Below are 25,494 nucleotides of genomic sequence, written 5' to 3' on the forward strand. Positions count from 1 at the left end.
GGCGCTAGCGGACTCCTGCGAGGGAGAAGGACGGGAGGAAGCCCATACGCTCGTAAACCTGGCCGAGGGTTACCGACGCGATTTCGCGGGCGCGCTCCGCGCCCTGCGCCAGCAGCCGGTCCAGTTCCGCGGGGTCATCCATCAGCTCGTTGGTGCGGTCACGCAGCGGCGTGACGAACTCCACCACCACCTCTGCAAGGTCCACCTTCAAGTGGCCATACATCTTGCCCTGGTACTCGGCTTCGAGTTCTGCCACCGATTTTCCGGTCAGGGACGAGTAGATGGTCAGCAGGTTCGAAACGCCGGGCTTTTCCTCGGAGTCGAACCGGATTTCGGTGCCGGCATCGGTCACTGCGGACTTGATGCGCTTGGCTGCGATCTTGGGATCCTCCAGCAGCTGGATGGCCCCGTTGGGTGACTCGCCGGTCTTGGACATCTTGGCGCTGGGGTTCTGGAGATCGTAGATCTTTGCGCGTTCCTTGACGATGGTGGCTTCCGGAACGGTGAACGTGGGCCCGAACCTGGTGTTGAAGCGCTGGGCCAGGTTCCGCGTCAGCTCCAGGTGCTGGCGCTGGTCCTCCCCCACCGGCACAAGGTCGGTCTGGTACAGCAGGATGTCCGCGGCCATGAGCGTGGGGTAGGCGAAGAGCCCGAGGGTGGCGGCGTCGGCGCCGGACTTCTGGGTCTTGTCCTTGAACTGGGTCATGCGGGAGGCCTCACCGAATCCAGTGATGCAGTTCAAGGCCCAGGCCAGCTGCGCGTGCTCCGGGACGTGGGACTGGACGAAGAAGATGCTCTTGTCCGGGTCGATGCCGGCGGCAATGTACTGGGCGGCCACGATGCGGGTGCGCCTGGCCAGCTCAGTGGGATCAAAGTCCACGGTGATGGCGTGCAGGTCCGGGATGAAGAAGACGGCGTCGTATTCCGCCTGCATGTCCACCCAGTTGCGGACGGCACCGATGTAGTTGCCCAGATGCAGGGAATCGGCGGTGGGCTTGGCGCCGGAGAGGATGCGCTTCTTGGTTGCCGGGGAAGTCTGGCTAGTCATGGGGAGGAAACCTTCGGGGCTCAGAGCTGGTAGTCCACTACCAGCGGGGCATGGTCGGAAAAGCGGGTGTCCCACGAGGCCGCCCGGTCCACAACCGCCGAGATGGCGGCCGAAGCCAGTGCCGGGGTGGCCAGGTGGTAGTCGATGCGCCAGCCGGTGTCGTTGTCGAACGCCTTCCCGCGCTGGGACCACCACGTATACGGACCGTCAACCTCGCCCGAGAGGTTGCGGTGGACATCCTGCCAGCCAATGTCCTCCCCGAAAAACCGGTCGAAGTAGGCACGTTCCTCCGGCAGGTGGCCCGCTTTCTTGAGGTTGCCCTTTGAGTTCCGGATGTCCAGGGGCGTGTGGGCCACGTTGAGGTCGCCCACCACCAGGGCATGGTCGCTGTGCTTGGTCAGTTCCGGGAGGCGGGTGCTCATGGCATCCAGGAACCGGAACTTGTCGTCCTGCTTGGGTGTGCCTACCTCACCGGAGTGGACGTAGGCGCTCGCCACGGTGAGCTCGACAGGGTGTCCGGCTGCATCGGCAAACCGGAAATCGGCCTCCACCCACCGGCCGGCGGTGGCGAAGTAATCGTCGCCGATGCCGTTCCGGGTTGCCAGGGGTTCTTCGCGCGAAGCAATCGCGACGCCGGCGCGGCCCTTGGCTTCCGCCTCGGCGTGCAGGATGTGCCAGCCTTCGCCCAGCAACTGCCGGACGATGGCGTCGGGGGCGCGGACTTCCTGCAGGCAGAGGATGTCCACTTCGCGCGGTTCAAGCCACGCCGCCATGCCGTTTTTGTAGGCGGCCCGAAGGCCGTTGACATTAACGGATGCGATGCGAAGGTGGTCCTTCTTCAATGCCGAGATCACCCGCTCCACTCTAGTCGATGATGGTTCCGGTGACCGGCTCTCCGCTGCCGCCGGAGGACTTGATCATGTCCCTGGCATTCGTGGCTGTGATCTCGATGGTTTCCAGCGCCCGGTTGATGGTGTCCTGGCTTGCTGCAGCGCCCTTGGCGCGCTCCTCCTCCACCACGCGGATCTGCACCTGGACGATTTTGAAGGAGTGGTCCAGTTTGAGGTCCCGGACTTCGTCCGCCTGGCTGCGCTCTGCAACCACACGGGTGCCGCCTTGGTCGGCGGAAGCGTAGGGGCCGCGTCCCGCAGCTGTGGTGAAGGCATTCTGGGCTTCAGTCAGCTTGGCTCCCGCCTTCTTGGCTGCCTTCTGGATGCTGAAGACAACAAAGCAGGCGAGGGCGAGCCAGAAGGCGGCGATGACGGCAACAACCCAGCCGACGACGTCGTTCTGGTTGGCCGCGAAGATGACGGCCACAACGAACGCGGTAACGAGGACCATCAGTCCCGGCCCGCTGATGCGGAACATGGAGAATCCGCCCCTGGCGGGTTTGGAGGATGACCTGGAGCTGCCCAAAGATTGCATGCACCCATTCTCTCAAACGCCGGAGTATGCTCCCGCCGCCTTCCACCCCGGGCGAACACCCCCTCGCCACCCAACCAGGTAGCGCTAAGGGTCGCTTTGCCCCCTCAAAACGACACTTACTGCTACCTGGTTGGGATGGTGCTACTTCAGGAAGAGCTGCCGCAGCCGCACGGTGGTGAGCAGCATTCCCAACGCCGTCATCACCAGGTAGTAGCCGATGTGGATCGGAGTGGCAGCCGTGAACGTGCCCACGCTGATCTGGCGCAGCAGTTCCACCCCGTGCCACAGCGGCATGGCCTGGATGAGCCACTGAATGGCCTGCGGGTACACGCTGAGCGGGTAGAACGTGGCGCTGAACAGGAACATGGGCAGCATAATGAAGTTGATCCAGTCCATCTGCTGGAAGGTCTTCAGGAAGCTGGTAATCCCCATCCCTATGCTGGCGAACCCGAAGGCGATCAGCACCGACGCCGGGATCATCAGAAGCGCCCAGGGCGTGGTGATCAAACCCATGACACCCATCACTGCCGTGAACCCCATGGCGTAGAGCAGTCCGCGCAGGAGGGCGAGGAAGATCTCCCCCAGGGCAACGTCCAGCGGCCCCAGTGACGTGTACAACATGCCCTGGTACAGCTTCGCGAAGTTCATTTTGAAAAACACGTTCCAGGTGGAGTCGTAAACGGCCCCGTTCATCGCGGAGACAGCCAGCAATGCCGGGGCGATGTAGGCGGCGTAACTGATCTCCCCGCCACCTGGACCCTGCACTGAACCCACAATCGCGCCCAGCCCCACTCCCATGGAGATCAGGAACAGCACCGGTTCAAAGAATCCGGAGAGCATAACCAGCCAGTTGGTGCTCTTCGTGGCGAGCAGCCCACGGGAAATCACAGCCCTGGCGTTGCGCGAATACAGCGGCCCGAAGCTCCTGTTGCGGGCAGCGTCCGTTGCGCTTGTCACGGGCAGCCCGGCACTCATCGGTCCATCCTTGCGGCAAACTGTTTCCGGGTCAGGACCCAGCCCAGCACGGCCAAGCCCACTAACACCACAACGTGCAGGACGGTCAGCAGCGGATGTTCCTGGTATCCGTAGCTGAAGACCCGGCCCAGCTCCGTACCGTGCCAGATGGGTGAGATCCACCCGATCCAGCGCACCGCCAGCGGGAGGCTGTCCAGGGGAAAAAACGTGCCGGAGAACAGGAACAGCGGCATCACGATGAAGCGCATCACCAGGGCAAACTGGCCCTTGTCCTCAGTGATCGACGCGGAGTACGCCATCAACGGCAACCCAAAGGCGAGCCCCGCCAGCGTGGCCACCAGGATGGTCACCCAGCCCCAGCCGCCCGGCGCCGCACCAAAAAGTGCAACAGCCGCAAAATAGACGGCGGACTGCAGCAGGAAGCGCAGGGTCACCGCCATGATGTGGCCGGCCGCGATCTGCTGGGGCGTCAGCGGCGAGGCGTGCGGCCCGTAGTAGGTCCGGCGCCACTTGAAGCCGTCCATCACGGGGAAGGTGAATTCGTTCGCGGCGGTCATAACTGCCGCGGAGACCAGCAGCGCCGGCGCCACGAACGTCACGTAGCCCACTCCCCCGAAGGCTTCAGCGCCCTGCGAGTCAACCAGCGTTGCCAGGCCCACGCCCATGGCAAACAGGTAGGCCACCGGGTGGCCCACGCTGTACATGATGATGGACCAGCTGTACCCCTGCATCACCCGGAGCACCTGCTCGGCATAGTAGAAGGCACCCCAGCGCCTGGCCTTGGCGGCCGCTACTTCGGGGCTGTGCGCCCGTGCAGGCGCCTCCGCCAGGTCCGCCTTCCCAGCGAGGCCCGCGTCCGGGCTCAACCCCGCCTGCTCACTCAACGAGGCTCCTGCCGGTCAGCCGGAGGAACACATCTTCCAGCGAGGACCTCCGTACCAGCGAGGTCAGCGGCCGCAGGCCGCGGGACGCTACCTGCTCAAGGGCCGCCTCGCCGTCGTGCGCGTAAATCAGCACCCGGTCCGGCAGGACCTCCAGGCGCTCCCCGATGCCCTCCAGTTCCGCGGCGATGGTGGTGTTTCGGTCGGAGCCGAAGCGCAGCTCAACCACCTCCCGCGTGGAATGCTCGCGGATCAGTTGCGCCGGGGACCCCTCGGCCATGATCCGGCCCTTGTCCACCACGATTAGCCTGTCGCACAACTGCTCGGCCTCGTCCATGTAGTGCGTGGTCAGGATCAGTGTGACGCCTTGCTCCTTGAGCCGGAAAAGGCGGTCCCAGAGGATGTGCCTCGCCTGGGGATCAAGCCCGGTGGTGGGTTCGTCCAGCAGCAGGATCCGGGGTTCGTTGATCAGCGAACGGGCGATGGTCAACCGCCGCTTCATGCCGCCGGACAGCGCATCCACCTTGGACTTTGCCTTGTCCGTCAGCTGGGCGAACTCCAGCAGTTCGTCAGCCTTTGGCTTCAGGTAGCTCACGGGCAGGCCGAAGTACCGGCCGTACACGAGGAGGTTGTCGCGGACCCGCAGTTCCTCGTCCAGGTTGTCCTGCTGCGGCACCACCCCCAGGTGTGCCCGCACCTCCGGCCCGTGCAGGTCCGGGTCCAGGCCCATGATGTGCAGCTCGCCGGAAGTACGCCTGGTAACTCCGCCGATCATCTTCATGGTGGTGGACTTGCCGGCACCATTGGGCCCCAGCAGGCCGAAGGATTCTCCGGCAGGGACGCTGAAGGAAATGCCGTCCACGGCGGCAACGTCGCCGTAGGTCTTGGTCAGGTTTTCTGCCGTGATGACGATCCGGCGGGGTTCGGTGTGGGGCTCTTCGGCGGGCTGGACGGCGCCCGCAGCGGCGCCGGAGGACGCGGTGGCTTTGTTATGCACCCTCCGCAGACTAGTAGAGCTGGCCGGCAGGTGGAAGGGAACTTTCAGTTAAGTGCTTAAAGTCCGACGGCGGCCCGCTCCTCGTGCGCAAGGGGCGGGCCGCCGTCGGGCTCCAAGAAAGAAAGAAACTACCGGGCGATTCCCGCCTGGCGTTCAGCGGCTTCGACAACGTTGGTCATCAGCAGCGCCACGGTCATGGGACCCACACCCCCGGGGTTCGGCGAGATCCAGCCGGCTACCTCGGCAGCGGCGGGTTCAATGTCACCGTGGACCTTGCTCTTGCCCGTCTCGGGGTCGGTCTCGCGGGTGACGCCGACGTCGAGCACGGCCGCGCCCGGCTTCACGTCCGCAGCCTTGACGATGTGCTTGGCACCCGCCGCGCCCACGATGACGTCCGCCTGCCGCAACAGGTCCGAAAGATTCTCGGTACCGGTGTGCGTCAGGGTCACTGTGGCGTTCACGGCCCGCCGGGTGAGCAGCAGCCCGATGGAGCGGCCGATCGTCACGCCGCGGCCAACCACCACGACATGCTTGCCGGCGAGGCTGTAACCGTTGCGCTCCAAGAGCTCGATGACGCCGCGGGGCGTGCACGGCAGCGGTGAGGTGATCTCCCCGCTGACGTTGAGCACCAGCCGGCCAAGGTTAGTGGGGTGCAGGCCGTCGGCATCCTTGGCGGGGTCAATGCGCTCAAGGATGGCATCGGTGTCCAGATGCTTGGGCAGCGGCAGCTGAACAATGTAGCCGTGGCAGGCGGGGTCCGCATTAAGTTCATCAATGAGGGCCTCCACCTGGGCCTGGGTGGCATCCGCCGGGAGCTCGTGCTGGATCGAGTTCATCCCGATCTCCACAGACTGCTTGTGCTTCATGGACACATACAGCTGCGAGGCAGGATCCGCGCCAACGAGCACGGTGGCAATGCCGGGGGTAACACCCTGGGATTTCAGTTCCGCGACCCGCTCGGTGAGCTCGGACTTGATGGCCGCAGCGGCCGCCCTGCCATCAAGGATCTTCGCGGTCTGTTTGGTCTCAGTCATGGGTCACCACTGCTCGTGCTGCGGGTACAGCGGGAAGTCGGCGGCGAGCTTGTCCACGCGGGCCTGCAGGGCCTCGACGTCTGCGGCGTTGCCGGCCTTCAGCGCGGTGGCGATGATCTCTGCCACCTCGGTGAACTCGCCGGCGCCGAAGCCGCGGGTGGCCAGGGCCGGGGTGCCGATGCGCAGGCCGGAGGTGACCATCGGCGGGCGGGGGTCGAACGGAACAGCGTTCCGGTTGACCGTGATGCCCACGGAGTGCAGGAGGTCTTCGGCCTGCTGGCCGTCCAGCTGGGAGTTGCGCAGGTCAACGAGGACCAGGTGCACGTCGGTGCCGCCGGTGAGGACGGAGACGCCGGCTTCGGCGACGTCGGCCTGGTTGAGGCGGTCGGCGATGATCTTCGCACCTTCGAGGACGCGCTCCTGGCGCTCCTTGAATTCCTCGGTGCCGGCGATCTTGAAGGCCACGGCCTTGGCTGCGATGACGTGCATCAGCGGGCCGCCCTGCTGGCCCGGGAAGACGTTGGAGTTCAGCTTCTTGGCCCACTCCTGCTTCGCCAGGATTACACCGGAGCGCGGACCGGCGAGGGTCTTGTGCACGGTGGAGGTGACGACGTCGGAGTACGGCACCGGGCTCGGGTGCAGTCCGGCGGCAACCAGGCCGGCGAAGTGCGCCATGTCGGTCCAGAGCAGCGCGCCCACCTCATCGGCGATGGAGCGGAAGGCAGCGAAGTCCAGGTGGCGCGGGTAGGCGGACCAGCCGGCGATGATCACCTGGGGCTTCTCGGCGATGGCCTGCTCGCGGAGCTTGTCCATGTCCACGCGGAAGTTGTCTTCCTCCACCTGGTAGGCAGCCACGTTGTAGAGCTTGCCGGAGAAGTTCAGCTTCATGCCGTGGGTGAGGTGGCCCCCGTGGGCCAGGGACAGGCCGAGGATTTTGTCGCCGGGAGTGATCATCGCGGACAGGGCGGCTGCGTTGGCCTGGGCACCGGAGTGCGGCTGGACGTTGGCGTACTCGGCGCCGAAGAGGGCCTTGACCCGGTCGATGGCCAGCTGCTCTGCGACGTCAACGTATTCGCAGCCGCCGTAGTAGCGGCGGCCCGGGTAGCCCTCGGCGTACTTGTTGGTCAGGACGGAGCCCTGGGCTTCCATCACGGCGCGGGGGGCGAAGTTTTCGGAGGCAATCATCTCCAGGGTGCCGCGCTGGCGGCCGAGTTCCTGGTCCAGGACTGCTGCGATTTCGGGGTCGAGCTCAGCCAGCGGCTGATTGCTGACGGCGGTTGTTGAGGTGGCTGTAGTAGTCACGAAGAACTCCTGGCTAGGGATACGGGCACTGCTTAGGTCAGGCTACCGGCTGGCGCACTTTCACACACTTGATGACAGGGCGTGAAAGCGCAGGATGATGGCGCTGCAGTACTGACGCAGGTGCAGCCCCAATTCCGGCAAGACATGACCCTCGGCCCAGGCGTACGATCCGTGGTCTTCGTGATTGCCGCTCCCTGGTGGTTAGCCACCCAACGCCAGTTGCGACGCTCCCAGCCTACCAAATCCGGGCGCCGCTGCGCGGGTAGGCTTGTAGGCGTGATTGAAGAGCAGCTGAACCAAGCGTACGTAGTAACCCTGTCCTGCCCGGACCGCCCGGGAATCGTTCATGCGGTGACCGGAGCCCTGCTGGTGGCGGGATGCAATATTACGGATTCGCAGCAGTACGGCAGCCCGGCCACAGGCAACTTCTTTATGCGGGTTGAGGTGACGACGCCGGCTGCTGCGTCGGAACTCCGGGCAGCTTTGGAGCCCGTAACGGAGGCCTTCGGCATGCAGTGGAGCCTCAACGGCGTGGGGCAGAAGGTACGGACCCTGGTGATGGCCAGCACCTCGGCCCACTGCCTTAACGACCTGCTGTTCCAGCAGCGGTCCGGAACGCTGCCCATCGAGATCCCCGCCATTGTGTCCAACCACCAGGACCTGGCGGGATTGGCCGAATTTTACGGAATTCCGTTCCACCACATTCCCGTCACTAAGGACACCAAGGCGCAGGCGGAAGACAAGCTGCGCGCCATCATGGCTGAGCACGATATCGAACTGACGGTTTTGGCCCGCTACATGCAGATCCTTTCCGACGAGCTCTGCACCGAGCTCACCGGCAAGGCCATCAACATCCACCACTCGTTCCTGCCGTCGTTCAAGGGCGCCAAGCCGTACCACCAGGCCCATGCACGCGGTGTGAAGCTGATCGGCGCCACTGCCCATTACGTGACGGCGGCACTGGATGAGGGCCCCATCATCGAGCAGGAAGTCATCCGGGTGGACCATGCCCGGACGCCGGAGCAGTTCGTTCAGATGGGCCGGGACGTGGAAGGCCGCACCCTGGTCCAGGCGGTGCAGTGGCACGCGGAGCACCGGGTCCTGCTGGACGGCAACCGGACTGTGGTCTTTAACTGACCGTGTTTAACTGACCGGGCTGAGCCTCGGGGAGGCGCGATGGAAGCGGGGGCGGAGGACGGCGAGCGCCGCCTTGCCGATTTCTATAACCGATGGGCCGCGTCCGGCGCCGATCATCCGCCGTCGCGCCACCGGGTTGAGCAGCGCCGCCGATTCATCGCACTGCTGAAGTCCGAAGGGCGGCACTCAGTCCTGGAGATTGGAGCCGGAACCGGTCTGGACGGGTTGCAGTTCGTGCAGGCGGGCATCCATTACACGAGCGTGGACCTCGCGGAGGGGCAGGTCCGGGGTGCCCGGGCCAGGGGCCTGGATGTATCGGTTGCGAGCGCCCGGAGCCTGCCGTTCCCAAACGGCTCATTCCCGGCAATGTGGTGCATGAGTACTTTGCTGCACATTCCCGCCAGGGACCTGGACGCGGTCCTGGCAGAGCTGGTGCGGGTGTGCGCGCCGGGCGCGTTGATCGCCGTCGGCCTGTGGTCCGGAAACGATGAAGAGGAACTGAGCCCGGAGGACGACGTCGTGCCCCGCTTTTTCTGCAGGCGCACCGACGCAACGGTCCGGGAAGTCCTTGGGCGCCACGGTGCCGTCGAAGACTTTCTCACCTGGCCCAAGGGTACCGGCACCGATTCCGGACCCGGCGGCGGCGACTGGACGCAGCACTACCAGTTCCTGGCCCTCCGCACCCCCTGATGTCCTAGGCTTGGCCCATGGCTCCTCTTTATCCCTTCGCCGGGAACACCCCTGCCGTCCATGAATCCGCGTTTGTTGCACCCACGGCCTCCATCATCGGCAGCGCCACCATGGCCGAGGACTCCAGCGCCTTCTACGGTGTCTCCGTCCGTGCTGACACCGCCGCCATCTCGGTGGGGGCGGGCAGCAACCTGCAGGACAACGTAGTACTGCACGCGGACCCCGGCTTTCCCTGCACGGTGGGCGAACGGGTCAGCGTGGGGCACGCCGCCGTCGTGCATGGCTGCACTGTGGAAGACGACTGCCTGGTCGGCATGGGCGCCACCATCCTTAACGGGGCGGTGATCGGCGCCGGCTCGCTTGTGGCTGCCGGCGCCGTGGTCCTGGAGGGTACCGTTGTCCCGCCGCGCTCACTGGTGGCGGGCGTCCCGGGCAAGGTCCGCCGCGAACTCACCGATGAGGAGTACGACGGCGTTCGGGCCAACGCCGCCCGCTACATCGAGCTGGCCCAGGCGCACCGGGCAATGCACGGCTAATCCAGGCTTATCGGGCCGATCTCGTCCAGGAGGTCACCCGGCCCGGGGTTGCCCGGGGCCGAGGAGCCGCCCAGGTGGTTGACCACGCCCCACACCGCGTTCAGCCCGGTGGTGACGGCGCCTTCGGCCCAGCCGGCGGTGAATGAGACGTCGTCGCCGGCCAGGAAGATCCCCCGCTGCGATTCCGGCAGGGCATCCTGCCTGAAGTGCGTGAACAGCCGCTGCTGGTAGCGGTAGTGCCCCGGCAGGTTGGCCTTGAAGGCGCCCATGAAGTTGGGATCGGCCTCCCAGGACACGGTGATGGGCTGGCCCACGATGTGGCCGGCGATGTCCACTCCGGGGTAGATCTGCTCGAGCGAATGCAGCATCAGCTCCACGCGCTCGTCCGCGTCCAGCGCCAGCCATTTCAGTGCGTCGTCGTTCCAGGTGTAGGAGAGCAGGATGACGGCGGGCTGGTCCGGCCCGTTGTCCAGCAGGTACGTGGCGCGGTTGAGCCGGTCCGTGAGCGTCATCGAGAGGACCTCGTTGCCGGTGTCCGGATCGATGTCCTTCCAGAAGGGCCGGTCCACCATCACAAACGTCTTGGAGGACTGCATATAGTGCGAGCGCTCGATGGCCGTCCACAGTTCGGCCGGGAACAGGGCCTCCTCGGTGTGGATCCGGGTGGACAGCAGCCAGGACTGGCAGGTGGTGACCACGGCCGGGTAACTGGCTTCGCGCCCCCAGCGTTCGCGGATCCGCAGGTTTCCGTCCGGATCGCGGCTGATCCTGCCCACCGCGCCCCGCGGCGAACCGGAGTGCAGTGACGACAGTGAGGTTCCTTCCGGCCAGTGCGCCATGCCCGACGGCGCGTGCTGCCAGAGTGCCTCGGGCAGCCGCTGGGCTCCCCCGCGGATAAGCCGGTGCTGGTCATCCGCGTCCGTGTAGACCACCCGGAGGATCTCCAGGATGGAGTTGGGGAAGTCGGTGTCCCAGCCACCGGTGCCGAAGCCCACCTGGCCAAAGGCTTCCCGGTGGGCGAACCCGGCCTTCTTAAACGACTCGCTGGCCGCGATGAAACCGTAGAAGGTCTGCTCGTCCATCAGTGGCAGCAGTTCGTTCCACAGCTCCTTGATCCGGCCTGTGTCCCGGGACCGGATTGCAGCCTGCATCTCAGCGAACGCGGCACCGTCGTTAACGGCTGCCTTCCACGCGTCCGCCACTTCCCGGAAGAACGGCGGAAGGTCGCCCGGTTTTTCCGCGTAGTGTTTCTGGCCCGCCAGCTCGATCACGGTACTGGAGGTGGCCGGGGACAGTGGGTTGGGGAACTCATCGGTTTCCAGGCCCAGCAGGTCCACGTAGTGGTAGAACGCCTTGCCGGATTCCGGGAAGCGCATCCCCCCGAGGTCCGCCACCACGCCGGGCGCCGCGGGGAACGAGGCGGTGCGCAGGCGGCCGCCGATCCGGTCAGCCTCGTAAACCACGGGCCGCAACCCCAGCTTCATCAGCTCATAGGCGGTGACCAGGCCGGAAAGGCCTGCTCCGATGACGGCAACTTCCGTCCCCAGCAGTTCGGGCGGCACAGTCCCCAGGCCGTCCGGGTGGGCGAGGTAGTGGTCGTAACTGAACGGGAAGTCCGGGTTCAGCATGGTGATGGGACCTGCGGCCGCGCCGCCTGGCGCTGCATCGGAAGTGGCTGAGGTGCTGGACGGGTCTGAGGCCGGCAGTTCGGTGGCGATGGTCATGGAAGTTCTGCCTTCGTCGGTTAGGGGGTTTGCTGGGGTGAGAGTTGTGGTCCGGACAGCTCGCGGTATTCCTCGTTGCTGAGGGCGGCCACCCGTGAGTTCCGGCGTCCGTAGCCGAAGTAGGCGGCCACGCCCACGAGCATCCAGAGGGCGAAGACCACCCAGGTGTCGGTCCCGAGGTTGGCCATGAGGTAGGCGCACATTGCCGCGCCGAGGATGGGCGTGAGCGGGAAGAGGGGCACACGGAAGGTCCGCTCCAGCTCCGGCCGGGTGCGGCGGAGGTAGATGACGGCGACGTTCACCAAAGCGAACGCAAACAGGGTGCCGATGCTGGTGGCGTCGGCGAGCGCACCCAACGGAACCAGCCCTGCAGTCAGCGCGACGGCGACCCCTACCAGGAGCGTCCCGGCGACCGGGGTGCCGGTGCGGCGGGAAACGCGGCCGAAGACCTTGGGGATGAGTCCGTCCCGGGACATCGACAGCAGGATCCGCGTCTGCCCGTAGAGAACGGTCAGGACGATGCTGGCGATGGCCAGGACTGCGCCCACCGCGAAGACAAGTGCGATCCAGGGCTGGCCGGTGGTTTCCTCAAGAATCTTGACCAGGGCGGCCTCGGTTCCGTCGAACCAGCCCCACGGCCTGGCGCCGATGGCGGCGACGGCCACCAGGACGTAGATGGTGGTGACAATCAGCATGGACAACATGATCGCCTTGGGCAGGTCGCGCTTCGGGTTCCGCGCTTCCTCACCCGCCGTGGAGGCGGCGTCGAAGCCGATGTAGGAGAAGAAGACGCGGGAGGCTGCGGCCGAGACGCCTGCGGCGCCCATGGGCAGCAGGGGTTCAAAGTTGCCCGCATTGAAGGCGGTGAAGGCCACGGCGCAGAAGAACAGCAGGATGCCCACCTTCACCACCACGATGGAGGTGTTGATCCAGGCGCTCTCCTTGGCACCGCGCACCAGCAGGATGGTTGCAAGCACCACGATGACCATGGCCGGGACATTGACCACACCGCCGTCGCCGGGCGGTTGGGACACTGCATCGGGGAGGACGGAGCCGAAAACGGCCAGCGATTCATTGACGTATTGTCCGGCCCCCACGGCCACAGCCGCCACAGACACTGCGTACTCCAGCACCAGGCACCAGCCGCAGATCCAGGCCATCCCCTCGCCCATGGTGGCGTACGTGTAGGAATAGCTGGAGCCGGCGACGGGCACCAATCCGGCCATCTCCGCGTAGGACACCGCGGACAGCAGCGCTGCCAGGCCTGCGATCGCGAACGAAATCCAGATGGCGGGCCCGGCGAGCGGAACGGATTCGCCCAGGATCACCAGGATACCTGTGCCGAGGGTTGCCCCAACGGAGATCATGGTCAGCTGCAGGACACCGAAACTGCGGACCAGGCGGGGACCACCATTGTTGGTTTCTGCCTCGTTGACCATCTGGGAGATGGGCTTGCGGCGCAGCAGCTGGGCGCCCAGGGCGGGACGGGCCGCTGTTCCGGTCGCGCCGTCCGGGGCCTGGCCGGAGAGTGTAGGCACAGTCATCGTTGACGTCCGTTCGTGTCGTTGGCTGGTTGAACTGGTTTTCCCCTCACCAACAGTAGGCGTGTGAGCCGCATCTCAAGGAGGTGCAAAGTGACCTATAGTGTTCATCCATGAGACGTAATGCACCAGCTAGCGCTGGCAGCCACGACCAGCTGGACGCGGTCACGCTGGGGCAGTTCCTCGCAGCATTGCCCGCCGAAGTAAGGATGGTGCACGACGCGGGGAATGGCCAGGTGCCCCTGCGCTGGGTGGAGCCGAGCGAGCTGGAAGACCCTACCCCCTATCTGCTGGACGGCGAATTTGTCCTTACCGCCGGCCTGCCGTTCCGTGACGGCGGCTCCGACGACGCCGGCCGGGATGGGAGCCACAGCGTCCCCAGGGTTGAGGAGTATGTCCGCCGGCTGGTTGATGCAGGAGTGGCTGCCCTGGGCTTTGGCCTGCAGCCTTATTACGACGCCGTTCCGAACCATGTGGCTGCCGCCTGCCGGCGTTATGGGCTCACCTTGGTGGAGGTGCCCGCCAGCGTGCCGTTTGCCGCCCTGGGCCTGGAATTTTCCAAGCTGCTTGAGTCCGGCAATGCACAGGTGTTCCGGCAGCTGGCGGAAACCAACCGCCACCTCATGCGCGCAGTGCTTTCGGCCCGGCCGGAACACGAGCTGCTGGCGGCACTGATCCAACGCGTTCCGGTGTGGGCGGTCCTCTTTGGCGCCGACGGCCGCGTCCGTGCCCGAGGGGGCGCCGCCGTTGACACCGCCCAACTTCAGCCCCTCCTCAAGAAACTTCTCACCGGGAGCGGCCCCCGCGTGGAAACGGAAACTTTCGACGCCCCAGGCTCGGCGCTGGTGTTCGGCCACCCGCTCCGCAGCACCAAGGACGCCACCCTGGGCAGCCTGGTGCTGGGCGCGGACAAGGCACTGACCCCCGCGCAGAACAGTGTGGTTTCGTCTGTCGTGGGGCTTCTTGAACTGTTGGTCCGCCAACGCACCAGCGGGTCCCTGGCGCCCAGCCAGCTGGCCACCGCCCTGCTCCTGCACCCCGAGAGCCTGGCCGCCGGCGACACCCGGCAGCTAGACGTGCTGAAGGACCTGTTGGCGCAAAGCGTCGCGGGAACGCGGTCCGGCCCGGTCCGGGTGGTCCAGGGCCTCCGGGGGGCCGGTGCCCCCGCCGCTGAGGACGGGCCGGTGCGGGAGCTGCTGCAGTGGCGCCGGATTTTCGACAGCAAAATGGTGGAGCTGACCGATTACGGATTCGCCGCAGTCACCCGGCTGAAGGTGGATGACCAGTTGATGGCCGAGGTGGAGCAGCTGGGCTGGCGCCTGGTGGTGGGTGAGCCGACTGAACTGTCCGGGTTGCCGGGAACCTACCGGCGGGCCACGTCGCTTCGGCCTCGCGTACTGGCCACGGGGAAAAGCGCGCGGGTGGAAGACGTGACCTGGTCGGTGACCGGACTGCTGGGCAGTGAGGCCGGGACCATCCTTGCGGGAAAGCTCCTGGCCCCGGTCCTGGAACAGGAGCCCGAACGCCGTGATGTCCAGCTCCGCGTACTCCGGTCCTGGCTGGCCGCGAACGGAAGCTGGGACGCCACGGCCAAGGATTTGGGCCTGCACCGGAACAGCGTGCGGCGGCAGGTGAATGCCATCGCGGAACTGTTGGAGCTGGACCTTGGCCAGGCCCAGTCCCGGGCGGAGCTTTGGATTGCGCTGCAGTATGCGGACGCCCTGGTAGCGGAAAACCCTCAGCCGCCCCAGGAGCGGTAGAGATCAGGCCGGCGTTCGTCGAGGTACGGCACGTCGCTGCGCGCCCTGGTTGCGGCGCCTTCGTCCAGTTCCGCGAAAATGAGCTGCGGTTCCTCGCCGGCCGCGGCCAGCAACTTGCCGTCCGGCCCGGTGACGACGCTGCCGCCGAGGAACCTGCAGTCCTCCTCGACGCCCGAGTGGTTGGCGTAGGCAATGGACAGCTGGCTTTCCAGTGCGCGCGCCCGCAGCAACACCTGCGGGACGTCGTCATACCCGTGCGCCAGCGCAGTAGGCACCAGGAGCAGTTCGGCTCCGGCCACGGCGGCAGCCCGGACCGCTTCGGGGAATTCGACGTCGTAGCAAATCACCATGGAGGTGCGAACACCATTGAAATCCACGACGGCGGGAGGCTGGGCCGCCGGGCTGAAGGCAGCACGCTCGTCGGGGCCGAAAAGGTGCACCTTTGAGTAGCTGAGCAGGGTATTGCCGCCGGCGTCAAGAAGCGTGGCACTGATGTGCCACTCCCCTTGCCCGGTGAGCTGGGGAAGGCTGTACACCAGGCCGATGTGGTGCCGGCGTGCGATGGTGGCAAGCTTCGCGTGCAGCCCGGGCAGGGAGCCGGGATCCAGCTCTGCGCGGACCCGGCGGGGTGCGTAACCCACGGGAAAGAGTTCGGGCGTCACCAGTACTGCAGCACCGGCAGCAGCAGCAGCCTCTGCCGCTGCGTCAATGGCGGCACAGTTGGCATCCACATCCATCACAACAGCGTTCGCCTGCAGGAGTGCCAGTAACACAGTGGCCACCTTCCATCGTCGGAACCGGCCCTCGAGGGAAGGCCTTAGTTCAGACTAGCGACGGCCCATGCTGGACAAACGGGGTCTTTTGCACCTCCTTCCCCACTTCAGCGGGCAGATCATCCCGTTCGATTCAAGGTCTTCTGAAGGTCCTGTTGCGTTAACTTCTTGACTACAAGAGTTTGAATGAGGCAATCTTCTAAGCATGCCCGCAACTTCGCGCTCAACGAGGAGCAAACCTAAAAATCCCGGCTCGCAATCCGCCCTCAGGCAACTGAACCAGCAACGGATCATCGAGTCGCTGATGGGCGGGCCCTCCACCCAGGCAGAACTGGCGCGGCAAACAGGTCTCTCCACCGCAACGGTCTCCAACATCGTCAAGATCATGCTCGATTCAGGCCTGGCATCGACGGAGCCAATCACCAGTTCCGGCCGGCGGGCGCTCAACGTCAGGCTCAACAGCAATGGCGCGGTGGCAGTGGGGATTGACTTTGGCCGCCGGCATCTGCGGGTGGTCCTGGCCTCGCTGAGCTATCACGTCATTGCCGAGGAATCCGTCACCCTGCCGCTGGGCCACCAGGCCGAGGAGGGCATTCAGGCGGCAGTGGTCCTGCTCGAGAAACTCCTGGACGAAAACGGGATTGCTCGTACCGCAGTGGTGGGTGCCGGCGTCGGAATTCCAGGACCGATTGACCGGCGCACCGGTACTGTGGCCCAAGGGGCAATCCTCCCCGAGTGGGTGGGCATCAGCATCCTCCAGCACATGGAGGAAAGGCTCAAAATCCCCGTCTTCGTTGACAATGACGCTAACCTGGGCGCCTGGTCCGAAGTGACATGGGGGCAGCACACCGGCGTCAGCAACCTGCTGTTCCTCAAGATCGGATCCGGCATTGGGGCGGGCCTGATCCTCAATGGGGCACCCTACTACGGCAACGTGGGGATCACGGGCGAAATCGGCCATGCCACCATCCACGAACAAGGACTCGTGTGCCGCTGCGGCAACCGCGGCTGCCTGGAGACGATCGCTTCCACCACCACCATGATCGAGCTCCTCAGCCGTGGTGAGGACCGCCCTCTCACGCCCGCGGACATCGTGCGAAAGGCGCTGGCCCGCGACTCGGCAACCCTTCGGGTGCTCGACGACGCCGGGCTCGCCGTCGGCCGCGCGCTCGGCAACGTCGCCAACCTGATCAACCCTGAAGTGATCGTCGTCGGGGGGCCCTTGGCGGGCCTCGGCAACCTCCTCCTGGACCCCATCAAGAGGGGCCTGGTCAGGCATGCCGTTCCTGTCATCGGGGAAACTACAGAATTGGCCATGTCCTCCCTGGGTGACCGTGCCGAGGCCCTGGGAGCGGCAGCGCTGGTGTTCCAACACGCCGGAATCCGGAAGACCTAGACCGTTTCGTTACCTGGCATATGCGTTAAAGACTTGACGACAACCGGCGTGATCCAGTTTACTTTTGCATCAGACGGCCCTGCGCTTTGCCGGCCGGACAAAGAAGTCATTGCATTGGAGGGTTAGGGCAATATGACGTCCCAGACCACGCAAAACGAGCCGATCATCCTCGAGATGCGGTCCATTACCAAGGAATTCCCCGGCGTTAAAGCGTTGGATAACGTGAGTCTGCGGGTGAAGGCCGGTGAGATCCACGCCATCTGCGGCGAGAACGGTGCCGGCAAGTCCACCCTGATGAAGGTTCTCTCGGGCGTTTACCCCTACGGGAGCTACGACGGCGACATCGTCTACCAGGGCCAGGTCCAGCAGTTCAAGGACATCCGGGCCAGCGAGCACGCCGGCATCGTGATCATCCACCAGGAACTCGCGCTGATCCCGGAGCTCTCCATCATGGAGAACATCTTCCTGGGCAACGAGCCCACCAAGCGCGGCGTCATCGACTGGGCGGAGGCCCGGCTGCGCTCCCTGGACCTTCTGGCCCGCGTTGGGCTGCAAGAGGACCCGGACACGCCCATCAAGGAAATCGGCGTCGGCAAGCAGCAGCTGGTGGAAATTGCCAAGGCACTGAACAAGTCCGTGAAGATCCTCATTTTGGATGAGCCCACGGCGGCACTGAATGAGTCCGATTCCCAGCACCTGCTGGACCTGATGCTCGGCCTGAAGGCCAAGGGCATCACGTCCATCATCATTTCGCACAAGCTCAACGAAATTGAGCAGATCGCCGATTCCATCACCATCATCCGCGACGGCAAATCCATCGAGACGCTGAATGTAAAGGCGGACGGCGTCGACGAGGACCGCATCATCAAAGGCATGGTGGGCCGGACGTTGGAATCCCGCTTCCCGGACCACACGCCGAAAATTGGTGAAGTCTTCTTCGAGGTCAAGGACTGGACGGTGGGCCACCCCCAGGTCCAGGACCGCCTGGTGTGCAAGAACTCCAACTTCTTTGTCCGCCGCGGAGAGATCGTGGGCTTCGCCGGGCTCATGGGAGCCGGCCGCACCGAGTTGGCCCGGTCTGTGTTCGGCAGGTCCTATGGCCGGTTCATCAACGGGCATATCTACAAGGACGGCAAGGAAGTTGTCCTCAAAAACGTCCGCCAGGCCATTGATGCCGGTCTGGGCTACGTCACCGAGGACCGCAAATCCCTGGGGTTGAACCTGCTGGACGACATCAAAACCACCACTGTGGCCGCAAACCTGCGGAAGATCAGCCGCAATTCGGTGGTGGACCCGAACCAGGAGTTCACGGTGGCGGAGCAGTACCGCAAGTCGCTGCGGACCAAGACTCCATCAGTGGAGGAGGGCGTGGCCAAACTCTCCGGCGGCAACCAGCAAAAGGTGGTCCTCGCGAAGTGGATGTTCACCGATCCTGACCTGCTGATCCTGGATGAACCGACCCGCGGAATCGATGTCGGTGCCAAGTACGAGATCTACGGAATCATCCAGCAGCTCGCCAACCAGGGCAAGGGAGTAATCGTCATCTCCTCGGAGCTCCCCGAACTCCTGGGCCTGTCCGACCGTATCTACACCATCTTCGAAGGCGCCATCACCGGTGTCCTGAACAAAGACGAGGCCAGCCAGGAAAGCCTGATGAAACTGATGACCTCCGCCCGCAAAGCCGAAGCCGCCTGACCCTCTGGACTATCCAGAACCTTCCGGACACAAGGACTGACACCATGAACGCCCTCAAGAAGCTGTTTGGCGGCAACACCCGCCAATTCGGCATGATCTTCGCCCTGGTGGCACTGATCATCTTTTTCCAGATCGCCACCGACGGCCGGACCCTCACCCCCGGCAACGTCATCAACCTCTTCAACGGCAACTCCTACATCCTGATCCTGGCCATCGGCATGGTCCTGGTCATTATTGCCGGCCACATCGACCTCTCCGTCGGTTCGGTGGCCGCATTCGTGGGCGTCACCGTTGCCCTGGCCATCCGCGACTGGGGCATTCCCTGGTATGCCGGCGTCCTGCTGGGGCTGGTGCTCGGCGCCGTCATTGGGGCATGGCAAGGGTGGTGGACAGCGTACGTGGGGATACCCGCGTTCATTGTCACCCTGGCCGGCATGCTCCTGTTCCGCGGCTTCAACCAGTTCGTCGGCAAGTCCAACACCATCCCGGTCCCCAACGATTTCCAGTACCTGGGCGCAGGCTACCTCCCCGAAGTGGGGCCGGACACCGGGTTTAACAACCTCACCCTGCTGCTGGGCATTGCTGCTGCCGCGTTCGTGGTGGTCGGCGAGCTCCGCTCCCGGGCACGTGCCAAGGCACTGGGAGCCGATGTCCCGGAAATGTGGGTCACTGTCCTGAAGCTGGTCCTGATCTGCGGCGCCATCCTCTACGCCACGTACCTCTTCGCCACAGGCCGCCCGGGCACTTCCTTCCCGATCCCCGGACTCATCCTGGCCGTCCTGGTGTTGGTCTACGGCTTCATCTCCTCCCGCACCATCCTGGGCCGGCATGTCTATGCAGTCGGCGGAAACCGCCACGCGGCCGAACTGTCCGGTGTCCAGTCCAAAAAGGTCAACTTCCTGGTCATGATGAACATGTCCATCCTGGCCGGCCTGGCGGGGATGATCTTCGTGGGCCGTTCCACCGCATCTGGCCCGTTCGACGGCGTCGGCTGGGAACTGGACGCGATCGCTGCAGTCTTCATCGGTGGTGCTGCGGTTACAGGTGGCGTGGGCACCGTCATCGGCTCCATTATTGGTGGCCTGGTGATGGCTGTACTGAACAACGGCCTGCAGCTCCTCGGCGTCGGCGCCGACCTCACCCAGATCATCAAGGGCCTGGTGCTCCTGATCGCCGTCGCTTTCGACGTTTACAACAAGAGTCAGGGCAAGAGGTCCATCATCGGCATGCTGACCAGCAACTTCAGCCGCCCCTCCGGCGGCGGACCCAACAACCCGCTCCAGCCCGACGAGACCACCTCCACCAAGGAAGCGATCGCCAGGGAAGCCTGAGCCTTGCAGCCTGAATAGCGTTACACCACCACAAAGAAAGAGAACCAACAATGCGAATGATTGGTAAAGCAGGAAAGGCCGCAGCGGTTGCTGCCATCGCAGCACTGGCGCTGACGGGCTGCGGCCGCTCCGAGCCCAGCACGGGCGGCGGAACTGAAGGCGCAGGAGGGTTCGAACAGAACTCCTCCATCGGCGTCGCACTCCCCCAGAAGACCAGTGAAAACTGGGTTCTTGCGGAGAAGCTGTTCAACGAGGGCCTCACCGAGGCTGGCTTCAAGCCCGACGTGCAGTTCGCCAACGGCGGCGTGTCCGAGCAGCAGAACCAGATCAGTGCGATGGTCACCAAGGGCGCCAAGGTCATCATCGTCGGCGCCATTGACGGCTCGCAGCTGGGCACCCAGCTCAAGCAGGCCAAGGATTCCGGTGCCACCGTGATCGCCTATGACCGCTTGCTGCTGAACACCGAGAACGTGGACTACTACGTGGCCTACGACAACTTCAAGGTGGGCGAGCTCCAGGGCCAGGCACTGCTGGAAGGCCTTAAGGCCAAGAAGCCGCAGGGCCCTTACAACGTCGAACTGTTCGCCGGCTCCCCCGATGATGCGAACGCCAAGGTCTTCTTTGACGGCGCCATGAGTGTCCTGAAGCCGAAGATCGACGACGGCACACTGAAGGTCGTGTCCGGACAGACCAGCTTCGAACAGGCCGTAACCCAGGGCTGGAAGGCTGAAAACGCCCAGCGCCGCGCTGACACCCTGCTCACCGGCAGCTACACCAGCGAGTCACTGGACGGCGTCCTCTCCCCGAACGACACCCTTGCCCGCGCAGTCCTGACCTCCGTCAAGGCCGCCGGTAAGCCGACACCGGTCGTGACGGGCCAGGACTCCGAAGTAGAGTCGGTCAAGTCCATCATTGCCGGCGAGCAGTACTCCACCATCAACAAGGACACCCGCAAGCTCGTTGAGCACGCCATCACTATGGCGAAGGACCTCCAGGCCGGCAAGGAACTGGAAATCAACGACAAGGACTCCTACAACAACGGCGTGAAGACCGTCCCGGCCTACCTGCTGGAGCCGGTCATCGTCACCTCTGCAAACGTGAAGACGGCCTACGTGGACGATCCGGTACTCGGACCGATCACCAAGTAAGCATTCTGATCGCTGGAGAAGCCCGGTCCCCATTCGGGGGCCGGGCTTCTCCGTGCCCTGTCCTGGTAGTCCCCGTCCTACTGCTTGACGGTGAGTACCCCAGGTCCCGCGAACTGGAGGGCATGGTTCTTGACCGCCTGGGACGTAGTGAAGGCTTTGTAGCTGTACACCTCCGCCGGGTCCCAGCCGACGTCGGTGGTGAAGTCCCAGCCCGTCCAGTCCGGGGCGGGTGAGCCACTAAGTTCGGCCTCCGCGAGGGCCTCGGCGCGGTTCTGCTCGAAGGACGCACGGGCCACTGAGTTCAGGTCCGTCTCCTCGCCGTTGAACCAGGATCCCGTATCGCTGAAACGATGACCGTTGTAGCTGCTCACCATCACCGACTCGTCCGCACCGGGTCCCGTGTACTCAAAGGCATTATGCTCCGAGAAAATCCGTGACTCGTAGCCCGCGCCAAGGAAATAGCTACTGCCACCCTGGCCCTCGCTGATCATGGGGTACTGCGGGTGGTCGGTGCTTCCCACAAAGTAGTTGTTGACCACGTGGACCTGGCCGAACCGCACTCGCGGTCCGCGCTGCTGAAGGTTTTCGAAGTGATTGCCGATGTAGCTGACCCGCAGCTTTCCGCCGTCCTTGTCCACGTGTTCGTCGCCCGAGCCCAGCAGCATGGTCTTGTCATGGTTGTGGAGCTTGCTGTTGGAGATCGTCACAAAGTCCGTGCCGTCCTTAAGGTCCAGCAGACCGTCATGCCGGTTGGCCGGCTTGCCGTTCGGTCCGAGCGGGGCCTCGCTGTCCGGGTAGCGCCCGTCGGTGAGCCGGACATGGTCGATCCAGAGGTGGTCCGACGTTACGGAGGAGACTGCGTCGAAGCGGGCATTCCAAGCGCCGTCACCGTCGTCCGGCGACCAGGTGCTGAAGAAGTCAACCGGCGCCTCCACGCTCAGGTTGCGCATCACTACGTTTGTTGCGCTCAGGATCACGATGTTGGCACCGACGAACCCTGAATCCGTCCCCAGACCGATCAGGGTGGTGTTGCTGGGCAAGCTCACCTCAATCTGTCGCTTCATGTTGTTGCTGCCGGTCTGCCGCAGCTGGCGTTGCTGTTTGCAGTAAGGAAAGGTCTGGTCGCTCCAGACCTTTCCTTCAGGGCCGAAGCAGGACATGTACTTGTTGATGTCGTATCCGGGGGCATAGTCCTGCTCCCCCAGAATGCGCCCGTCCGGGGTCTGGTTACCGTCGATGGTCCCCTTGATGTAAATGATCTTGGGCGCTTTGGGTTCCCCGTGATTGGTTAGGGCCGCCTTGAGCCCGGCCAAGGTGCTGACTTCGTAGCGGCTTTCGGCAGGAGCGCCGGCACCGCCGTTGGTTCCGCTTCCGACGGCGGCCCAGCCAGCCGGTGCCGCATCGTCCGGGCGGAGAATGCCCCCGCCAGTGGGTGCCGGGCCTGCTGTTGCCGGCATGGCCACCGCCATACCAGCCGCAAGCGCAAAGGCAGATGCCGCGGCGACAACTCCGGCCCCACGGCCGAATCTATTGAAGGTGGACTTGAAAGTTCGGGCTCGCGTTTCGGACGTCATTGGCCTAATTTCCGGCATGCCAAACAGACCACATGCCTTGATGTGCGGATCATGATGAAAAGGATTACCTGCTGAGAAAGCGGTTTCCCATGCGGCCCTCTATTCTTACTCGTCCTGTGACAAGCCTGTCAAGAGGTCTTCCGCCCTGTAGCCCCTTCCCGCGCACCTTCCCTCACTTCCCACAAGTAATATCCGAAACACCCGCGCACTGCAGTGAGAGGATGGGCACCATGAGTGCGCCTATCGCCAAGCCTTGGTTGTCCAGCCAGTCCGATCAGGATCCCCGTTCCGCTACGGGAGCCCCCCTTCGCTGGGGTGTCATCGCCACAGGCGGAATTGCCCGCTCTGTGTCACAGGACCTGGCGCTGCTGGCCGATGCAGAACTGTATGCCGTCAGCTCCCGGGGGCAGGACACAGCAGATGCCTTCGCCGTGGCGTACGACTTTGCCAGGGCCTACGGGGACGACGGCGGCGTCCGCGGCTACGAGCGGCTGCTCGCCGATGATGCGGTGGACGTGGTGTACGTGGCAACGCCGCATGCGCAGCATCATGAAGTTGTGCTGGCGGCGCTCAATGCCGGCAAACACGTCCTGTGCGAAAAGGCGTTCACCGTCAACGCCAGGGAAGCCACCGAGCTCATCGAGCTTGCCCGGTCCCGGAAACTCTTCCTGATGGAGGCGGTCTGGAGCCGGTTCCTGCCGGCAATGCAGCGGGCTTTCGAAATTGCCGCCTCAGGGGAAATTGGCGACGTCCACTGGGTGACCGCAGACCTTGGCTTCCCCGCCCCCTACTCACCCACCGCCAGGCTCTGGGCCAGGCAGGACGGTGGCGGCGCACTTCTCGATCTTTCGGTTTACCCCCTGCTCTGGGCGCTGGGAACCCTTGGTTTTCCCCAGACTGTCAGTGCCACAGGACATGTAAATGACGACGGCGTTGACGCCCAGAATGCGATGACCCTCGGCTACAACCACGGAGCGCAGGTGCAGCTCACCTCGTCACTGCTCGCACACGGCCCCCGCACGGCCACCGTCGCCGGCAGCAAGGGTTTCCTGCAGAGCATCGGATCCATCAACAATCCGCGGGAACTGGTCATTGGAACAGGGTGGGACGGACGCCGGGTCGAATCCTTTGACGTCGTGGGCCGTGGATACACGTACGAGCTGCGCGAGGTGACGCGCTGCATTCAGCAGGGTCTCACGGAGAGCCCTGTGATGCCGCTGGAGGACACGTTGAACACCATGCGCCTCTTTGATGGAGTGCGGGCGCAGCTGGGCGTCAGCTACCCCAATGATGAGCGGCAAGAGACAAAGGTGACACAGCCGTAAACTGCGGCAGTAGAAAGTCAATACCGTGACAAGGCTCCCGCGTGATGTCATGTGAGGGAAGATAAGCAGCGGCATTGAGTCGAATTGTTTGGTGAATTCCTAGACTTTTTGCAACATTCGGTCTTACCCTGTAGGCATCCGTCGACTTCAACGGTACTGGGGGTGGTACGCATGGCTAAGGCTCGTTCTCCGTGGCGTGCCCTGCGTCCTGTGCTCCTCGCCGGCGCGGCGACCCTGACGTGGCTGACGTTTTCATCTCCTGCAGCTTCAGCAGATGCGCTTTCTGATAGCACGTCCTTGTTGGGCGGCGTCACGAGTTCGGTGTCGTCGGTAACGGAAAAACTTGCCGGGCCTGCACCCGCCGCCCCATCTGCACCTCCTGCTGCTGTGTCCTCGACAGGGCTGCTTCAGCCAGTGGTGGGCCAGCTGTCGGGGCTATCGGACAATATCGTTTCTGCGGTACCGGTTGTGAACCAGGTGGTTTCGGCTGGTGCCGTTACGGCTGTCTCCGCTCCTATCGCTGGAGTTGCGGACGGGGCCACTGCGGCCGTTGTTGACGTTGTCGTTCCACCCGTTGCCGCGGCCGTTCCGGTTCTTGAACCCGTTCTGCAGCCTGTCTCTGACCTGGTGACGGGCACCGCTCCCCTACCCGTGGCGGTTCCTGAATTGCCCGTCCTGGTCGATGCAGATACCTCCGAGGGCGCCACGGTCGTGCCAACAGGTGACCCCGCTGCTGCCGGGGATTCGGGCGCAGCTTTCGAAAGCCCAACCCCTTCCGGCGTGCCCGTTGTTGACGCTGTGGGAGGATCGGGTCTCGCCGTCTCCCCTGTCGGTACGGTTGCCCTTACGGGTACCGCACCGGTTCTTTGGGTTGCAGACGCAGCATCTGGCATTGAGGCAGAGCAGCAGGATAATGCGGGCCCTTCGCCCGTCCATGTCCAGGTTCCTGCCGCTCCCGGTTCGGGGGCGGGAAGTGGGGCCTCCATATCCGGCTCCTCGGGTTCCGCGGCATGGTTAAGCACTTTCACGTTTGATCTTCCTATTGCCGGTGCCGTCCGCGCCGGCGAGACCTCTGAGCACGTCCCTGCGCCGGTGTCTTACGACCCCGGCTCCTCTCCTGACTAGTTGAGACCCGTCTGCCCACGTCGGGCAGAACGCGGCATTACGGGTTGCTGATAAGCACCCTTACCTCAACTTTTCAG

General features: G+C 64.4%; 22 protein-coding genes and 1 riboswitch. Of the genes, 10 read left to right on the forward strand and 12 right to left on the reverse strand.

The genetic code is table 11. The features are described 5' to 3' along the window. Positions 1-4: 4 nt before the first annotated feature. The 8 genes from trpS to glyA form a co-directional block, all read right to left on the reverse strand. Positions 5-1,048: a tryptophan--tRNA ligase gene (trpS, locus tag AC5RUQ_RS11720; protein WP_430226581.1), complete on the reverse strand. Its 1,044-nt coding sequence runs from the start codon at positions 1,046-1,048 to the stop codon at positions 5-7. Positions 1,049-1,068: 20 nt separating this feature from the next. After that, a complete protein-coding gene (locus AC5RUQ_RS11725; RefSeq protein WP_493947486.1) occupies positions 1,069-1,902 on the reverse strand; it encodes an exodeoxyribonuclease III in 834 nt (277 codons plus the stop codon). Positions 1,903-1,912: 10 nt separating this feature from the next. After that, the gene (locus AC5RUQ_RS11730) at positions 1,913-2,473 is read right to left on the reverse strand and encodes a hypothetical protein (RefSeq protein ID WP_493947487.1); all 561 of its coding nucleotides are present in this window, start codon (positions 2,471-2,473) and stop codon (positions 1,913-1,915) included. A gap of 141 nt (positions 2,474-2,614) precedes the next feature. Beyond that, a complete protein-coding gene (locus AC5RUQ_RS11735) occupies positions 2,615-3,448 on the reverse strand; it encodes an ABC transporter permease (protein WP_493947488.1) in 834 nt (277 codons plus the stop codon). After that, positions 3,445-4,314 (reverse strand): ABC transporter permease, encoded by an 870-nt coding sequence (locus AC5RUQ_RS11740; RefSeq protein ID WP_493947703.1) that lies wholly within the window; start codon positions 4,312-4,314, stop codon positions 3,445-3,447. The genes AC5RUQ_RS11735 and AC5RUQ_RS11740 overlap by 4 nt, the downstream gene beginning before the upstream one ends. Positions 4,315-4,324: 10 nt before the next feature. Then, positions 4,325-5,326 (reverse strand): ABC transporter ATP-binding protein, encoded by a 1,002-nt coding sequence (locus AC5RUQ_RS11745; protein ID WP_493947489.1) that lies wholly within the window; start codon positions 5,324-5,326, stop codon positions 4,325-4,327. 128 nt (positions 5,327-5,454) lie between these two features. Next, a complete protein-coding gene (locus AC5RUQ_RS11750) occupies positions 5,455-6,360 on the reverse strand; it encodes a bifunctional methylenetetrahydrofolate dehydrogenase/methenyltetrahydrofolate cyclohydrolase (protein WP_493947490.1) in 906 nt (301 codons plus the stop codon). Positions 6,361-6,363: 3 nt separating this feature from the next. Then, positions 6,364-7,662 (reverse strand): serine hydroxymethyltransferase, encoded by a 1,299-nt coding sequence (glyA, locus tag AC5RUQ_RS11755; RefSeq protein WP_493947491.1) that lies wholly within the window; start codon positions 7,660-7,662, stop codon positions 6,364-6,366. Positions 7,663-7,809: 147 nt separating this feature from the next. Next, positions 7,810-7,895: riboswitch (ZMP/ZTP riboswitch) on the reverse strand. Between the two features lie 43 nt (positions 7,896-7,938). Here glyA and purU point away from each other — a divergent pair. The 3 genes from purU to AC5RUQ_RS11770 are packed head-to-tail and all read left to right on the forward strand — an operon-like array spanning position 7,939 to position 10,025. Next, on the forward strand, positions 7,939-8,799 hold the full coding sequence (purU, locus tag AC5RUQ_RS11760; RefSeq protein WP_493947492.1) for a formyltetrahydrofolate deformylase: 861 nt from the start codon (positions 7,939-7,941) through the stop codon (positions 8,797-8,799). Between the two features lie 39 nt (positions 8,800-8,838). Continuing rightward, positions 8,839-9,489 carry a class I SAM-dependent methyltransferase gene (locus tag AC5RUQ_RS11765; RefSeq protein WP_493947493.1) on the forward strand — a complete coding sequence of 217 codons (651 nt, stop codon included), beginning with the start codon at positions 8,839-8,841 and terminating at the stop codon, positions 9,487-9,489. A 17-nt stretch (positions 9,490-9,506) separates the two neighbouring features. Continuing rightward, positions 9,507-10,025: a gamma carbonic anhydrase family protein gene (locus AC5RUQ_RS11770; protein ID WP_493947494.1), complete on the forward strand. Its 519-nt coding sequence runs from the start codon at positions 9,507-9,509 to the stop codon at positions 10,023-10,025. On the opposite strand, the gene AC5RUQ_RS11775 is transcribed toward AC5RUQ_RS11770, so the two are convergent. Together AC5RUQ_RS11775 and AC5RUQ_RS11780 are read right to left on the reverse strand one after the other, a co-directional pair. Continuing rightward, on the reverse strand, positions 10,022-11,749 hold the full coding sequence (locus AC5RUQ_RS11775) for a flavin monoamine oxidase family protein (protein ID WP_493947495.1): 1,728 nt from the start codon (positions 11,747-11,749) through the stop codon (positions 10,022-10,024). The genes AC5RUQ_RS11770 and AC5RUQ_RS11775 overlap by 4 nt on opposite strands. A gap of 20 nt (positions 11,750-11,769) precedes the next feature. Continuing rightward, positions 11,770-13,293 (reverse strand): amino acid permease, encoded by a 1,524-nt coding sequence (locus tag AC5RUQ_RS11780; protein WP_493947496.1) that lies wholly within the window; start codon positions 13,291-13,293, stop codon positions 11,770-11,772. Between the two features lie 110 nt (positions 13,294-13,403). Between AC5RUQ_RS11780 and AC5RUQ_RS11785 the strand changes: the two genes are divergently transcribed. After that, positions 13,404-15,050: a PucR family transcriptional regulator gene (locus tag AC5RUQ_RS11785; RefSeq protein WP_493947497.1), complete on the forward strand. Its 1,647-nt coding sequence runs from the start codon at positions 13,404-13,406 to the stop codon at positions 15,048-15,050. Here AC5RUQ_RS11785 and AC5RUQ_RS11790 read toward each other — a convergent pair. Beyond that, entirely contained in the window at positions 15,029-15,823 is a 795-nt protein-coding gene (locus AC5RUQ_RS11790; RefSeq protein ID WP_493947498.1) for a nitrilase-related carbon-nitrogen hydrolase, read from the reverse strand. The genes AC5RUQ_RS11785 and AC5RUQ_RS11790 overlap by 22 nt on opposite strands. A 205-nt stretch (positions 15,824-16,028) precedes the next feature. On the opposite strand from AC5RUQ_RS11790, the gene AC5RUQ_RS11795 reads away from it, so the two are divergent. The 4 genes from AC5RUQ_RS11795 (at position 16,029) to AC5RUQ_RS11810 (ending at position 21,393) form a co-directional block, all read left to right on the forward strand. After that, positions 16,029-17,219: an ROK family transcriptional regulator gene (locus AC5RUQ_RS11795; RefSeq protein WP_163164213.1), complete on the forward strand. Its 1,191-nt coding sequence runs from the start codon at positions 16,029-16,031 to the stop codon at positions 17,217-17,219. 132 nt (positions 17,220-17,351) lie between these two features. Further along, entirely contained in the window at positions 17,352-18,914 is a 1,563-nt protein-coding gene (gene mmsA / locus AC5RUQ_RS11800; protein ID WP_493947499.1) for a multiple monosaccharide ABC transporter ATP-binding protein, read from the forward strand. A 44-nt stretch (positions 18,915-18,958) separates the two neighbouring features. Continuing rightward, positions 18,959-20,245, forward strand: coding sequence for a multiple monosaccharide ABC transporter permease (gene mmsB, locus AC5RUQ_RS11805; RefSeq protein WP_493947500.1), 1,287 nt, complete (start codon positions 18,959-18,961; stop codon positions 20,243-20,245). 50 nt (positions 20,246-20,295) lie between these two features. Further along, entirely contained in the window at positions 20,296-21,393 is a 1,098-nt protein-coding gene (locus AC5RUQ_RS11810; RefSeq protein ID WP_493947501.1) for a substrate-binding domain-containing protein, read from the forward strand. Between the two features lie 77 nt (positions 21,394-21,470). Here the strand turns inward: AC5RUQ_RS11810 and AC5RUQ_RS11815 are convergent, their stop codons facing one another. Beyond that, positions 21,471-22,850: a pectate lyase family protein gene (locus AC5RUQ_RS11815; protein WP_493947502.1), complete on the reverse strand. Its 1,380-nt coding sequence runs from the start codon at positions 22,848-22,850 to the stop codon at positions 21,471-21,473. 347 nt (positions 22,851-23,197) lie between these two features. On the opposite strand from AC5RUQ_RS11815, the gene AC5RUQ_RS11820 reads away from it, so the two are divergent. Beyond that, complete coding sequence (locus AC5RUQ_RS11820) at positions 23,198-24,292, forward strand: Gfo/Idh/MocA family protein (RefSeq protein WP_493947503.1); 1,095 nt, start codon at positions 23,198-23,200, stop codon at positions 24,290-24,292. 387 nt (positions 24,293-24,679) lie between these two features. Next, positions 24,680-25,417 carry a hypothetical protein gene (locus AC5RUQ_RS11825; RefSeq protein ID WP_493947504.1) on the forward strand — a complete coding sequence of 246 codons (738 nt, stop codon included), beginning with the start codon at positions 24,680-24,682 and terminating at the stop codon, positions 25,415-25,417. Positions 25,418-25,494 lie beyond the last annotated feature (77 nt).

Source organism: Arthrobacter sp. MDT2-3, from assembly GCF_059090465.1.

Bases quoted from the DNA above. Each gene is read 5' to 3' on its own strand.
- AC5RUQ_RS11810 (WP_493947501.1), top strand. From the start codon at position 20,296: ATGCGAATGATTGGTAAAGCAGGAAAGGCCGCAGCGGTTGCTGCCATC.
- AC5RUQ_RS11770 (WP_493947494.1), top strand. From the start codon at position 9,507: ATGGCTCCTCTTTATCCCTTCGCCGGGAACACCCCTGCCGTCCATGAA.
- AC5RUQ_RS11820 (WP_493947503.1), top strand. From the start codon at position 23,198: ATGAGTGCGCCTATCGCCAAGCCTTGGTTGTCCAGCCAGTCCGATCAG.
- AC5RUQ_RS11765 (WP_493947493.1), top strand. From the start codon at position 8,839: ATGGAAGCGGGGGCGGAGGACGGCGAGCGCCGCCTTGCCGATTTCTAT.
- AC5RUQ_RS11780 (WP_493947496.1), bottom strand. From the start codon at position 13,293: ATGACTGTGCCTACACTCTCCGGCCAGGCCCCGGACGGCGCGACCGGA.
- trpS (WP_430226581.1), bottom strand. From the start codon at position 1,048: ATGACTAGCCAGACTTCCCCGGCAACCAAGAAGCGCATCCTCTCCGGC.
- AC5RUQ_RS11815 (WP_493947502.1), bottom strand. From the start codon at position 22,850: ATGCCGGCAACAGCAGGCCCGGCACCCACTGGCGGGGGCATTCTCCGC.
- AC5RUQ_RS11750 (WP_493947490.1), bottom strand. From the start codon at position 6,360: ATGACTGAGACCAAACAGACCGCGAAGATCCTTGATGGCAGGGCGGCC.
- AC5RUQ_RS11795 (WP_163164213.1), top strand. From the start codon at position 16,029: ATGCCCGCAACTTCGCGCTCAACGAGGAGCAAACCTAAAAATCCCGGC.
- AC5RUQ_RS11785 (WP_493947497.1), top strand. From the start codon at position 13,404: ATGAGACGTAATGCACCAGCTAGCGCTGGCAGCCACGACCAGCTGGAC.
- mmsA (WP_493947499.1), top strand. From the start codon at position 17,352: ATGACGTCCCAGACCACGCAAAACGAGCCGATCATCCTCGAGATGCGG.
- AC5RUQ_RS11775 (WP_493947495.1), bottom strand. From the start codon at position 11,749: ATGACCATCGCCACCGAACTGCCGGCCTCAGACCCGTCCAGCACCTCA.
- mmsB (WP_493947500.1), top strand. From the start codon at position 18,959: ATGAACGCCCTCAAGAAGCTGTTTGGCGGCAACACCCGCCAATTCGGC.
- AC5RUQ_RS11730 (WP_493947487.1), bottom strand. From the start codon at position 2,473: ATGCAATCTTTGGGCAGCTCCAGGTCATCCTCCAAACCCGCCAGGGGC.
- AC5RUQ_RS11735 (WP_493947488.1), bottom strand. From the start codon at position 3,448: ATGAGTGCCGGGCTGCCCGTGACAAGCGCAACGGACGCTGCCCGCAAC.